Genomic DNA, 12,714 nt, shown 5'->3' with positions numbered 1-12,714 from the left:
ACGCCTACGCGAACCGCGCCAGCGCCTCGGCCGTCACCGGGGCGAAGCAGTTCACCAGCGTCCCGTCCGGGTCCCGCACCAGCAGCGACCGGTTGCCCCACGGCATGGTGGTCGGCGGGGTGACGACCTCGACCGTGTCGTCGAGCCCGGCGTGCACCGCGTCCACGTCCTCGACGCGGAACTCCACGATGGCGGTGCGGTTGCTGGCGGGTGCCGCCGAGCCCGGCCCGAACAGGCGAACGGTGGCGGTGCTGCCGATGGCGAGGGTGCCGTGCGGGGTGCGCAGCTCGGCGAACTCCGGCGACGGGCGGTCCGCGACGACGCCGGTGAGCCGCTCGTAGAAGGCGGTCAGCCGCTCGACGTCGTCGGTGATGAGGCGGACGGAGACGAGGCTGGTGGCGAGGCTGCTGGCGTGGGTCATGGTGGTGGTCCTCCCGGTCGGGGTGCGGTCAGCGCCGCAGGCTCCCCGCGGCTCCGACCAGCCTGCGCCGGCTCCGCGACACCCCGACGTCGGTGTTTTCGGGGCGCCTCCCCTCGCCACCGTCAGCCCAGGAGCGTGAGCGTCCGCAGGTCCCCGTCCGGCACCTGGATGTCCTCGGGCCGGACGACGCGCCGGGGCGCGCGCTCGGCGGTGGCCGTGACGCGGTCGACGCGGTCGAGGCGGAAGGCCCGGATCCCGTCGCGCAGCCGGCACCACGCCAGCAGGTACCACCCGGTGGACGAGCCGACGAACCCGAGCGGCTCGACGTCGCGCACGGTCGCGGCGCCCTCGCGGTCCGTGTACCGCAACCGCAGGACCCGACGCGCGGAGGTCGCGTCCGCGAGGACGGCGGGGATCGCGGGTCCGTCGGCCGGCGTGCCCAGCAGGTGCACGCGGGATGCGAGGTCGTGCGCGGCGGCCGCGTCGTCGTCGCGCATGGCCGCGAGGATCTTGCGCAGCGCGGTCGACCCGCCGGCGGCGAACGGCGTCCCGGCCAGGCCACCGAGGGCGACCGCGACGGCCACCGCCTCGTCGGGGCTGAAGTTCACCGGCGGTAGCGTCCGGGAGCGGTCGAGGCAGTAGCCGCCGGTCCTCCCCGGCTCGGCCCAGACGGGCACCCCGGCCTGCTGCAGCGCGGTGATGTCCCGCTCCACGGTGCGCCGGCTCACCTCGAACCGGGCCGCCAACCACGACGCGCTCCGCGGGCGGGGAGCGACCGCCCGCAGCTCCTCGACGATCGCGTACAGCCGGTCGGTCCGGTTCACGCGACGACCCTACGCGCGCGCCGCCCGCCGCCTCGCCCGCCGTCGACGCCGTGGGAGGATCGCGACGGTGCCGGCGCCGCGCCGGCCGTGACGCACGGGAGGAACGATGTTCGCGAGGTCGCTGGGCGACGACGGCGCGGAGCTGCGTCCGCTGGAGCCGTGGCACGCGGAGGAGCTGCTGGCGACGATCGACCGCGGCCGCGAGTTCGTCGGTCGGTTCGTCGGCCTGGCGGACCGCATCACGGACCTCGCGTCGAGCCGGTCGTTCCTCGAGTCGTACGCGCAGAAGGCGGCCACCGACACCGGGCGCCTCTACGGCATCTGGCTGGACGGCACCCTGGTGGGCGGCGTCCTGTTCCGCACGATGGACGTGGCGCAGGGCACGGCCGAGGCCGGGTGCTGGCTGGAGCCGGCGGCCGCGGGCCGGGGCCTCGTGACGCGGGCGTCGCGCGTCATCATCGACTGGGCGGTCCGCGAGCGCGGCATCCACCGGGTGGAGTGGTGGGCGGCGTCGGGCAACGCGCCGAGCATCGCCGTCGCCCGCCGGCTGGGGATGCGGCGCGACGGCGTGCTGCGCGAGCACCACGAGCACCGGGGCGTGCGGCAGGACATCGAGGTCTGGTCGGTGCTCGCGCCGGAGTGGGAGGCACAGGCATGAGCGGCGGCCCGCACGACGACGTCGAGCTGATCGGCGGGGTCGAGAAGCGCGAGATCGTGCTCGTGGAGCCGGACCCGGCCTGGCCGGCGCGGTTCGAGCGGGAGCGCGCCCGCATCCTCGGCGCCCTGGGCCCGGTCGCGGTGCGGGTGGACCACGTGGGGTCGACGTCGGTGCCCGGGCTCGCTGCCAAGCCGATCGTCGACATCGACGTCAGCGTGCCCGACGTCGAGGACGAGAGCGCCTACCTGCCCGCGCTGCTCGCGGCCGGCTACGAGCTGCGCGTGCGGGAGCCCGGCCACCGCCTGGTCCGCACGCCCGAGCGCGACGTGCACGTCCACGTGTGCGCCGCCGGCAGCGACTGGGAGCGGAACCACCTGCTGTTCCGCGACCGGCTCCGGCACGACGCCGACGACCGCGCCGCCTACGCCGCGCTCAAGCACGAGCTCGCGGCCCGCGACTGGCCGAGCATGAACGACTACGCCGACGCCAAGGGGGGCCTGATCGCCGAGATCACCGCCCGGGCGGAGGCATGGGCCGCCGCCACGGGCTGGACGACCTAGCCCTCAGCCGTCGGCGCCGTCGCGCCGTCGTCGCCCGCGCCGGTCTCCTGGTCCAGCAGCGTGCCCGCCGCGTGCGCCTCGAAGAGCGTGGACGCGGCCTCGGCGTCGCCGTCGTCGAGGACGTCGAGCAGGCTGCGGTGCCAGTCGGCCACCTGGTGCCAGTCGCCCGTGAACTCGGGGTCGCCGAGCAGGTGCATCGACCGCAGGCTGGGCTCGATGATGTCCCACATGCGCGGCAGGTAGGTGTTGCCGCTGGCCTCGATGACGGCGCGGTGGAAGCCGAAGTCGAGCTCGCGGAACGCGGGCAGGTCGGCGGCGTCGACGGCGCCGTGCATCTCGTCGATGACCTTCTCCAGGCTGGAGCGGGTCTCGGGCGCGAGCTGCCCGCACGCGAGCCGGCCGGCGAGCGCCTCGAGGGCGACGCGCGCCTGCTTGGCCTGCTGCGCCTCCTCGTCGGAGTACTGCGCCACGAAGTTGCCCTGGTGGCGCACGTGCGTCACCAGGCCCTCGTGGGCGAGGCGCTTGAGCGCGTCGCGCACGGGCGCCTGGCTGACCTGGAGGCGGCGGGCGAGCTGCGACTCGACGAGCTGCTCCCCCGGTTCGAGCTGGGACGTCTTGATCATCGACTTCACGAGGTCGTAGATCTGGTCCGACAGCAGCCCGCGCTCCAGGCCGCTGATCGAGCTGAGCGCGTCCGTCATCCCTGCAGCCTCACGTCGTTCCTCGGGTCGTTATCGACAATCGTTTGTGCGTCGTCAGCGTACGCCGCCAGCCACGCGTCCGCGATCATCCGGGACGCCGGGGGCGTCGGGTGCACGCCGTCCGGGGCGAGGGCCGCGGCACCGGCGTCCCGGGCGGCGCGGGTCAGCAGGGAGTGCAGCGGCACCAGCGCGGCCCCGGTCTCGGCGGCCAGGCGCGCGACGACGTCCCGCTTGCCGTCGAGGTCCTCGAACCAGCCCTCCTGCTCGTCGCGCACCGGGAGCAGGAACGGCTCGACCAGCACGAGCCGCGGGCTGCCCGGCACGCGCGCGAGCAGCCGCCGGTAGGTGGCCTCGAACGCCGCGGCGCTCGTCGGGTCGTCGGAGTCGAAGCGGCGCCAGGTGTCGTTGACCCCCACGTACACGGTGAGGACGTCGGGCGCCGTCGGCGCGACGTCGCGCTCCCACCGCTCCTCGAGGTCGACGGCGCGGTTGCCGCCGATGCCGAGGTTGAGCACGACGGCGTCGGGCAGGTCCGCCGCGACGAGGGAGACGTAGCCGTCGCCGAGCGACGCCTCGTCCGCGCGGTCGCGGCCCGCGTCGGTGATGGAGTCCCCGACGAACACGAGGCGTCCGGGGGCTGCACTGCTGGTCATGAGCTCTCCTTCGAGTGGCGGACGGGTCCGACCGTAGCGGGTCGGGGCCACCGTCGCCGCATTGTCAGCGATTATCGATTAATGTAACCTGCCGGTGCTTGACGATCCGGGCGCGCCGCACCCGCGTCGCCCCGAGAACCCCGTGACCACACGAGAGGTCGGAGCACTCGCAATGAAGCGACCACTGTCAGCTCTGCTGCTGACGTCCCTGCTCGTCGCAGGGACGCAGACGGCAGCACATGCCGAACCGCCCCCGCAGTCCGCCCCGCAGGCCAAGGCCGGCACCGTCCTCTACGTCTCCCCCGACGGCCGGGACGGCGCGAAGGGCACGCAGAAGCGCCCCCTCGCCACGCTCGAGGGTGCCCGTGACGCGATCCGCGAGCTGCCGAAGGGACAGCGCAAGAAGGGCGTCACCGTGTACCTCCGCGAGGGCACGTACGAGCGCTCGGAGTCCTTCCTCCTCGGTGAGGAGGATTCCGGGACCGCGGACGCCCCCATCACCTACCGCTCCTACCCCGGCGAGCGCGCCACGATCTCGGGCGGCAAGGAGCTGCCCTACGACGGCTTCTCCCCCGTGACCGACGAGGCCGTGCTCGACCGGATCATCGAGACGTCCGCGCACGACGACGTCCTGCAGATCGACCTGCGCGACCTCGGCATCGACGACTACGGCCAGCTCAGCCGGCACGGCTACTGGAAGGCCAACGACGTCTCGACGACGCCGCCCATGGAGCTGTACGTGGACGGCGAGGACATGACCCTCGCCCGCTGGCCCAACGCCGGCGCGGCGAAGGACACCGTCCAGATGAACAAGATCGTCGACCCCGGCCCCACCAAGGACGACGCCGACCTGCAGGAGCGCGGCGGCACGTTCAGCTACTCCTACGACCGCCCGCAGTACTGGGGCGAGGCGGAGGACGTCTGGATGGACGGCATCTTCGGCCAGAGCTGGGAGTGGTCGTACAACAAGGTCGAGTCGATCGACACGGACGCCCGGACCATCACGCTGCGGTACGGCGAGATGTCGGGGCTCATGAAGACCTGGTACCCGGACTTCCACTTCGCGCAGAACCTGCTCGAGGAGCTCGACGCGCCGGGCGAGTACTACATCGACCGCGAGACCGGGATGCTCTACCTGGTGCCGAACGCGTCGTTCCTGGCCGAGCGCGGGGCGCCCGTCGTCACGACGCTGGACGAGCCGATGATCCGGACCGACGGGGCGTCGTACGTGACGTTCGACGACCTGGTGCTCGAGTACGGGCGGGCGCTGGGCGTCGTCGTCCTCGGCGGCAGCCACGTGACGGTCTCGAACAGCGACGTGCAGAACTTCGCCGACGGCGGCGTCTCCATCAACTCGCCGGGGCGGTACACGTACGACGGCATCCCGGTGAACCGGGGCGGTCGCGACCACGCCGTCGTCTCCAGCGACATCCGCCACGTGGGCGGGGTCGGCGTCGTGCTGACCGGCGGGGACAAGACGACCCTGGAGCCCGGGCGCAACCGCGTCGAGGACTCGCACATCCACGACTTCGCCTACTACCACAAGGCGTACAACCCGGGCGTCATGTTCGACGGCGTCGGGAACGTCGCACGCGGCAACGAGATCAACGACGCGCCGCACCCGGGCGTCATCGTGCACGGCAACGACCACCTGTTCGAGCAGAACGAGGTGTACGACGTCTGCAAGACGTTCCAGGACCTCGGCGCGATCTACATGAACTCGGGCGAGACGCCGCAGCAGCGCGGGCACGTGTTCCGGCAGAACTACTTCCACGACGTCGGCCTCACCAAGCACGGCGTCGAGGGCATCTACGCCGACAACTTCACGTGGGACCTGGAGATCAGCCAGAACGTCTTCGTGGACATGGGCAACGACGCGATCAAGTCCGGCTCTGCCGACCACATCGACGCCACGAACAACGTGTTCGTCGACACCACCGTGCCGTACGACAACTACACGCAGTGGATGGGCGACGGCGAGGGCAACACCGTCGACCGCGTCTACATGCCGAAGTGGGAGAAGGTGTTCGCCGACAACAAGGACTTCGTCGGCACGCCGTACCTGGAGAAGTACCCCGAGCTGGGCCACTTCTTCGAGGACAACCACTACTTCCCGAACAACTCCACGTTCGCGAAGAACGTCGTGTGGAACCCGGACCGCGCGCGCAACCCCGACGTCAACGCCGAGGGCGCGCTCGACACGAAGAACCTCCTCAACTACGGGACCGGCGACGACGCCAACTGGGTGACGGACGCCGACCCGGGGTTCGTCGACGCGGCGAACGGCGACTACACGCTGCGCGAGGACGCCGCCGTCTTCGACCAGATCCCCGGGTTCGAGGCGATCCCGTTCGGCGAGATCGGCACGGACGGTCACGTCGGCCAGTCGCAGACGCCGGACAGCGTGGCCCTGGAGTCGCTGGTGCTGCCGGCGGACCAGCTGGCGGTGACGCTCGGCGACGAGTTGTCGGTGGCCGCCCAGGCGGTGCCGTGGAACGCCACCCGGCAGGCCGTCACGTACACCTCGAGCGACCCCGAGGTCGCGACCGTCAGCGCCGCGGGGATCCTCACCGCCGTCGCGCCCGGCGAGGTGACCGTGACCGCGGAGGCGAAGGCCGACGCGGGCGTCCGCGACGAGATGACCGTGACCGTGGCGGCCGGCGACGGCGTGCTCCACTCGACGGACTTCGAGACGGGCGGCAACGGCTGGGCCACCGACCCGAACCGCGCGATCGTCGACGACGGCACGGGCGACCACGTCTACCGGATCAAGAACGGCGCCAACTCCCAGCTCGACCGCTCCTTCTCGGAGTACGCGCTCGACTTCACCGTGACGACGCCCGCCGAGGTGCCCGAGGGCGGGCAGATGCTCGTCTACGACCGCACCGGCAGCACGCCGGGCGGGTACGTCCGCTACCGCCACGCGGCGGCCGGCTCGACGTGGACGATCTTCGACTCCGCGTGGGGCACCGTGAAGGAGGTGACGCTCCCCGCGGGCGAGGGGCTGAAGGCGTCCACGCAGTACGACGTGCGCGTCGTGGTGACGGCGGGCGGCGTGCGCGTGCTGCTCGACGGCGACGAGGTCGTCGCGGGGGCCAACCCGGCGCCCGCCGGCGCCGGCAAGGTCGGCTTCTACGTGCAGGGCTTCACGTCGCTCGACTTCGACGACGTGCGGTTCTCGCTCGTGGGCGTCGACCCGGACGGCCTGACCCTGGCGCCGTCCGAGGCGACGATCGAGCCGGGCGAGACCCACCCGCTCGCGCCGTCGTTCACCCCCGCGGACGCCACGCGCACCGGCCTGGGGTGGACGTCGAGCGACGAGTCCGTCGCGACCGTCGACGCGAAGGGCGTGGTCCGCGGCGTCGCCGCCGGCACGGCCACGATCACGGCGACGTCCACCGTGGTGCCCGGCCTCGCGGCGTCGTCCACCGTGACGGTGCGGGCGGCGGAGCACCCCGTGACGTCGCTCGGCGCCGAGATCCTCGACCCCGCCGCCTGGGCGCCGGGCGAGGGGGTCACGGTGGCCGACGGCGCGGCCCACCTGGCGCCGCGCGGCGCGTGGAGCTTCAAGCCGAAGCAGTTCGGCGACGAGCTGCTCCGGTTCGACACGTCCGTCGGCGCCTTCAACGGCGGCTGGTTCGGGTTCTCCGTGCGGTCCAAGACCGCCGGCGACCCCGTGTGGACCAACAGCAGCTCGGGCTACCTCGTGGTCATCAAGGAGGACGTCATCGAGATGCAGAAGTGGAGCCCCGCCGTCTTCATGGTCGACACGTTCCCCAACACGGTGATCGAGCCGGGCTCCACCCACGAGGTGACGTTCGGCGCCGTCGACGTGGAGGGCGGCACCCGCGTGGTGCTGCGCGTGGACGGCGAGCCCGTGTGGAGCTACCTCGACGACGCGGCCGACAACCCGCTCGCCACCGACGGGTACTTCACCGTCTACCGGCAGGGCCCGGCGGGCGAGATGAGCATCTCCCCCGCGAGCTGACCGAGTTCCCTCCGAGCACGGGATCCGTACCGCCCGTGGATGGCGGTACGGATCCCGTGCTCGAAGGGAGTTTCACCTCCCGTCCCCTAGGGTCCTGACCGTGTGGTCGAGAGCGACGTCCCGGGAGACGCTGCGGGTGCGGGCGGCGCTCGACGACGCCGCGCACGCGCTCGGATCGACGCTCGACGCAGGACAGCGCGCCGCCGCGGACGTGCTCGCCGCGGCCGGCGCGCGCGTCGCGCTCGGCCGTCGAGGACGGCGGGGCGTCTACCTGCACGGGCCCGTGGGCCGAGGGAAGACGTTCCTCGTCGACGCCCTCCTGAGTGCCCTGCCGCCTGACGGCGTGCTCCGGGTGCACGCCTTCGAGGCAGCCCGGCGGCTGCACGCGGCCGTCGCCCGCGAGTCAGGGAACGCCGGGGCCCTCCCGCGCGCCCTCGCGAGCCTGCTCGACGGCACTCGCGTCCTGTTCCTCGACGAGCTGCACGCCCACGACCCCGGGGACGCGATGATCCTCTCCCGCCTGGTGCGCGAGGCCGTCGGTCGCGGCATCCCGCTGCTCGCGACGTCGAACTACCCGCCCGACGGCCTGCTGCCCAGCCCGCTGCACCATCACCTGGTGCTCCCGCTCGTGCGGTCGATCGCGGAGTGCTGCGACGTGGTGGAGGTCGCGCCCGGCGAGGACTACCGCCGCCGCGGGCACCTCGCGGACCGGTCGGGCTGGCGTGCGGGGGCGTGGGTCGTGCCAGGCAGCGCCGCCCAGGTCACGGCACTCGGGCTCGGCACCCCGGACCCGGGCGACCGCTTCCCGGTGCGGCTCCCGGCGACAGCGCTGCGCACCCTCGCCGCGACCGGCCCCGGCACCCCGGAGGGCGTGGTGCACCTCGACTTCCGCGAGCTGTGCGAGGCACCCACCTCGGTGGGCGACGTCATGGACCTCGTCGACCGGTACGGCACGCTCGTCGTGTGGCGGGTGCCGCGGCTCTCGGCGACGACGGCGGACGGGGCGCAACGGTTCGCGAACCTCGTCGACGTCGCATGGGACCGGGACGTGCGGCTCGTCGTCCTCGCCACGAGCCCGCCCGACGACGTCCTGGACGCCGACGTGCGCGACCGCGACCGGATCGCCAGCCGCCTCGCCGCCCTTCCCAGGGTCTGAGGCCGGACCGGCCGCGGACGCGCCCGCCTTTCCTCAGCCCTTGACCGAGCCCAGCATCACGCCCGACACGAAGAACCGCTGCACGAACGGGTAGACGCACAGGATCGGCACGATCGTGAGGATCATCGTGACCGCCTGGATGTTGGCCGAGACGGCCTGGGTGGTGGCACCGACGGCGGCAGCACCCTCGGAGGCCGACGACGACGCCCCGGCGATGAGGTTGCGCATGAAGAGCGTGACGGGGAAGAGCTCGTTCTTGTCGAGGTACAGGAACGCCGAGAACCAGTCGTTCCAGTAGGCGACCGAGTAGAACAGCACCATCGTGGCGAGCACGGCCTTCGACAGCGGCAGCACGATGCGGCCGAAGATCCCGAACCACCCCAGCCCGTCGATCTGCGCCGCCTCCTCGAGCTCTTGCGGCAGGTTCTCGAAGAACGACTTCATGACCAGCAGGTTGAAGACGGAGACGGCGCCCGGGAGCACCACCGCCCACATGGTGTTCTTCAGCCCGAGCGACGAGATGAGCACGTAGTTGGGCACCAGCCCGCCGTTGAAGAACATCGTGAAGACCGCGATGCCGATGAGCACCCCGCGACCGCGCAGGTGCCGCTTGGAGATCACGAACGCGAACGTCGTGGTCAGGACCATCGCGATGGTGGTGCCGACGAACGTGTAGACGAGGGTGTTGCGGTAGCTGCTCCAGAACAACCCGTCCTGGGACACGGCCCGGTAGGTGTCGAGGTTGAACCCGACCGGCCAGAAGCTCACCATGCCGGCCTTGATCGCTCCGGGGCTGCTGAACGACTGCGCGAGCACGGTGACGAACGGGTAGAGCATGAACAGGGACACGACCACCAGCGCCACCGTGTTGAACACCGTGAACGCCCGGTACCCCCGGGTGTCCCGCGCCCCGACCGGCGTGCCGGCCGACCGCACGTCGCTCGTGGACGACGTCGCGCGCTGCATCACCACAGGCTTGCTCCCACCACTCGTCGCGAGATGAAGTTGGCGCTCAGCACCATCACGAGCCCGATGCACGCCTGGAAGAGGCCGATGGCGGCCGCGTAGCTGAGGTTGTTGGACACGAGCCCGACCCGGTAGAGGTACGTCGAGATGACGTCCGCCGTGGAGTACGTGAGCGGGTTGTAGAGCAGCAGGACCTTCTCGAACCCGACGTTGAGGAACGTGCCGATGTTGAGGATCACCAGCGTGATCATCGTGGGCCGGATCCCGGGGATCGTCACGTGCCAGGTCTGCTGCCACCGGTCGGCGCCGTCGATGCGCGCCGCCTCGTAGAGCGACGCGTCCACGGTGGTGAGGGCCGCGAGGTAGAGGATCGTGCCCCAGCCGACGGTCTGCCAGACCTCCGACCCCACGTAGATCGTGCGGAACCACTCCGCCCGTTGCAGGAACGGGATGCCTTCGCCGCCGAGGCCCTCGATGACCTGGTTGACCGTGCCCTGCAGCGACAGCAGCTGCATGACCATGCCCGCCACGATCACCAGCGACAGGAAGTGCGGCAGGTAGGAGATCGACTGGATGGTGCGCTTGAAGGCCTTCTTGCGCACCTCGTTGAGCAGGAGCGCGAGCACGATCGGCAGCGGGAAGCAGACGACGAGCGTCAGCCCTCCGAGGACCACCGTGTTCGAGAAGACCTTCCAGAAGGTGGGGTCGTGGATGAACATCTCCACGTACCGCAGGCCCACCCACTGCTCGCCGAAGATGCTGCCGCCCGGCCGGAACTGCCGGAAGGCGATGACGTTCCCCAGCATCGGCACGTAGCGGAAGACGACCAGGAACAGGACGGGCAGGACGGCGAGGGCGTACAGCTGCCAGTCGCGGCGCAGGCTCAGCCGCCACGACCGACGTGCGGGTCTCGACCGGCCGGCGTCCGCCCTCGGAGGTCGTTCCGAGGGTCTGTCGAGGACCGCCGCCGAAGCGGACGCCTGCCGGTCCGAGGTCGTGCTCACGGGTCAGTTCTTCTCGGCGAAGCGCTGCTGCGCGCCGTTGATCAGGTCCAGGTAGCCCTGGAGGTTCTGCCCCTCGAGCTCGGTGACGTAGTCGTCCCACTCCGCCAGCGGACGGTCGCCGAGGATGAACTTCAGCGTGTTCGTGTCCACGGTGTCCTTGAGCGGGGTGGCGAGCAGGGACGCCTGCTCCAGCTCGGCGTCGTCGAGCGGCGCCGGCGGGAACGGGTCCCGCGGGGTCCGCGACTCCAGGACCCGGTCCATGTACTCGACGAACTGGTCGGAGTTGTAGGACTCCTTCAGGGCGCGCGACTCGGTGGACTCCGCGAGGAACGTGGAGAAGCCGAGGTCCTTCGCGAGGTCGGTCTTGGCGTCCGGGTTGATGTTGTACGCGTCGAGTGAGTAGTCCGGGTCGATCGTGATCGTGCCGTCGGCGTCCTTCGTGTACGTCTCGCCCTCGACGCCCCAGCGCAGCATCTCGCGCGCGTCGGGGCTGTAGTACAGCCAGTCGAGGAACTGGACCAGGGCCACGAAGTGCGGGTCGTCCTTGGCCTCCGCGCTGATCATGAACCCGTGCCAGAAGTTGCGGGGCTCCACGACCTGGCCCGCAGGCCCGCCGGGCGGGGCGATCTGCACGAGCTCGAACTCGGCGTCCGGGTCGGCCTCCTGGAGGGCGAGCTGGAACTCCGCCACCGTGCCGGAGGCACCGGACGCCGCGAACACCGCGCTGCTCGCCACCTTCTCGGACAGCTCGTTCACGCTGCCGTCGCTGGTCGTGGTCAGGGTCTCCGGGTCGAGCAGCCCGTCCTCGACGAGCCCGTGGAAGTACTCGACCATCTCCTTGTACCCGTCGGAGGTGGCGGCGTAGGTGAACTCGCCGGCCCCCTCGTCCCAGAACGTGCCGTTGCCGAAGCCCCAGCCGGCGACGGTGCCGAAGGCGTGCGCCGCGTAGTTGAGCATCGACTGCCCCTCGAACCCGTCGGCGAGCGGCTTGGAGTCGGGGTGCTTCGCCTTGATCTTCTCGAGGGCGACGCGCAGCTCGTCCCAGGTCTCCGGCACCTCGGCACCGACCTCGTCGAAGACGTCCTTGCGGATGATCATCGAGAACACCGGGACGGACACCTCCTGCAACCCCGGGACCATGTAGTACTTCCCGTCGTCCTGCCGGAGGTTGTCGATCATGTCGCCGAGGTCCCACTCCTCGACGTACTTCTGGAAGTTCGGCATGAGGTCGACGTAGTCGCTCATCGGGAGCACCGCGCCCGACGAGACGAAGGGGGCGTCCTCGCCCGTGTAGACGAGCGGGATGATCTGGGGGGCGTCGCCGGCGCTGATGAGCAGGCTGCGCTTCTCCGTGGCGTCGCTGAACGGGATGTTGGTCGGCTGGAGCGTGACGTTGGTCCGCTTCTCGATCTCGTCGAAGAGCTGCCACGAGTCCTTGATCGGGAGCTCCGGCCAGTCGGTCCACAGGATCGAGAAGTCGAGGGGCTCCGTCGCCTTGAACTGCTGGTCGGCGGCGAGATCGGTCATCGACCCCTCGGTGTTGTCCAGCCCGGCGCCGTCCTCCTCCGCCTCGCCGCTGCACGCGGCGAGGAGCAGCAGCGACGACGCCGCGACGGCCGCCGGGACGGCCCGCCACGGGCGGCGCGTCCGCGGTGTCAGATCACCCATGATGTGTCTCCCCTTCGAGATCCCCGGGCCACGTCGCCCGAGCCGACGTACCGTCCGACTGCCCGGTCCGCCCTGGATTTTAGCGTTAAACTAGAGCCCGCCTCCGGGCCCGTCA

Annotated in this window: 11 protein-coding genes; 4 read left to right on the top strand and 7 right to left on the bottom strand. The window is 71.2% G+C overall.

All coding sequences use genetic code 11. The features are described 5' to 3' along the window. Positions 1-4: 4 nt before the first annotated feature. Both ACFQ80_RS04745 and ACFQ80_RS04740 read right to left on the bottom strand, forming a co-directional pair. Positions 5-421, bottom strand: coding sequence for a VOC family protein (locus ACFQ80_RS04745; RefSeq protein ID WP_430562754.1), 417 nt, complete (start codon positions 419-421; stop codon positions 5-7). A gap of 122 nt (positions 422-543) precedes the next feature. Continuing rightward, positions 544-1,245 carry a helix-turn-helix transcriptional regulator gene (locus tag ACFQ80_RS04740; RefSeq protein ID WP_430562753.1) on the bottom strand — a complete coding sequence of 234 codons (702 nt, stop codon included), beginning with the start codon at positions 1,243-1,245 and terminating at the stop codon, positions 544-546. 106 nt (positions 1,246-1,351) lie between these two features. Between ACFQ80_RS04740 and ACFQ80_RS04735 the strand changes: the two genes are divergently transcribed. Both ACFQ80_RS04735 and ACFQ80_RS04730 read left to right on the top strand, forming a co-directional pair. Beyond that, complete coding sequence (locus ACFQ80_RS04735) at positions 1,352-1,903, top strand: GNAT family N-acetyltransferase (RefSeq protein ID WP_430562752.1); 552 nt, start codon at positions 1,352-1,354, stop codon at positions 1,901-1,903. Then, on the top strand, positions 1,900-2,463 hold the full coding sequence (locus ACFQ80_RS04730) for a GrpB family protein (RefSeq protein WP_430562751.1): 564 nt from the start codon (positions 1,900-1,902) through the stop codon (positions 2,461-2,463). Before ACFQ80_RS04735 ends, ACFQ80_RS04730 begins: the two co-directional genes overlap by 4 nt. On the opposite strand, the gene ACFQ80_RS04725 is transcribed toward ACFQ80_RS04730, so the two are convergent. Further along, positions 2,460-3,164 carry a GntR family transcriptional regulator gene (locus ACFQ80_RS04725; protein WP_430562750.1) on the bottom strand — a complete coding sequence of 235 codons (705 nt, stop codon included), beginning with the start codon at positions 3,162-3,164 and terminating at the stop codon, positions 2,460-2,462. The genes ACFQ80_RS04730 and ACFQ80_RS04725 overlap by 4 nt on opposite strands. Continuing rightward, positions 3,161-3,817 (bottom strand): SGNH/GDSL hydrolase family protein, encoded by a 657-nt coding sequence (locus tag ACFQ80_RS04720; protein ID WP_430562749.1) that lies wholly within the window; start codon positions 3,815-3,817, stop codon positions 3,161-3,163. The genes ACFQ80_RS04725 and ACFQ80_RS04720 overlap by 4 nt, the downstream gene beginning before the upstream one ends. A 172-nt stretch (positions 3,818-3,989) precedes the next feature. Here ACFQ80_RS04720 and ACFQ80_RS04715 point away from each other — a divergent pair, with 172 nt between their 5' ends. Together ACFQ80_RS04715 and zapE are read left to right on the top strand one after the other, a co-directional pair. Continuing rightward, positions 3,990-7,805, top strand: a complete 3,816-nt coding sequence (locus ACFQ80_RS04715) for an Ig-like domain-containing protein (RefSeq protein WP_430562748.1) — start codon at positions 3,990-3,992, stop codon at positions 7,803-7,805. A 100-nt stretch (positions 7,806-7,905) separates the two neighbouring features. Beyond that, positions 7,906-8,961 carry a cell division protein ZapE gene (zapE, locus tag ACFQ80_RS04710; protein WP_430562747.1) on the top strand — a complete coding sequence of 352 codons (1,056 nt, stop codon included), beginning with the start codon at positions 7,906-7,908 and terminating at the stop codon, positions 8,959-8,961. A 33-nt stretch (positions 8,962-8,994) separates the two neighbouring features. Here zapE and ACFQ80_RS04705 read toward each other — a convergent pair whose 3' ends face one another. From ACFQ80_RS04705 to ACFQ80_RS04695, 3 genes are read right to left on the bottom strand one after another with little or no spacing between them, the layout of a single operon-like run. Beyond that, on the bottom strand, positions 8,995-9,927 hold the full coding sequence (locus ACFQ80_RS04705) for a carbohydrate ABC transporter permease (RefSeq protein ID WP_430551616.1): 933 nt from the start codon (positions 9,925-9,927) through the stop codon (positions 8,995-8,997). Next, positions 9,927-10,931: an ABC transporter permease gene (locus ACFQ80_RS04700; RefSeq protein ID WP_430562746.1), complete on the bottom strand. Its 1,005-nt coding sequence runs from the start codon at positions 10,929-10,931 to the stop codon at positions 9,927-9,929. Before ACFQ80_RS04700 ends, ACFQ80_RS04705 begins: the two co-directional genes overlap by 1 nt. 3 nt (positions 10,932-10,934) lie before the next feature. Further along, positions 10,935-12,599, bottom strand: a complete 1,665-nt coding sequence (locus ACFQ80_RS04695) for an extracellular solute-binding protein (RefSeq protein ID WP_430562745.1) — start codon at positions 12,597-12,599, stop codon at positions 10,935-10,937. Between the last annotated feature and the right edge of the window lie 115 nt (positions 12,600-12,714).

It is taken from the genome of Isoptericola sp. NPDC056578, from assembly GCF_042793275.1.
Classification (GTDB): domain Bacteria; phylum Actinomycetota; class Actinomycetes; order Actinomycetales; family Cellulomonadaceae; genus Isoptericola.
This window is presented reverse-complemented; position numbering and strand designations above follow the sequence as displayed.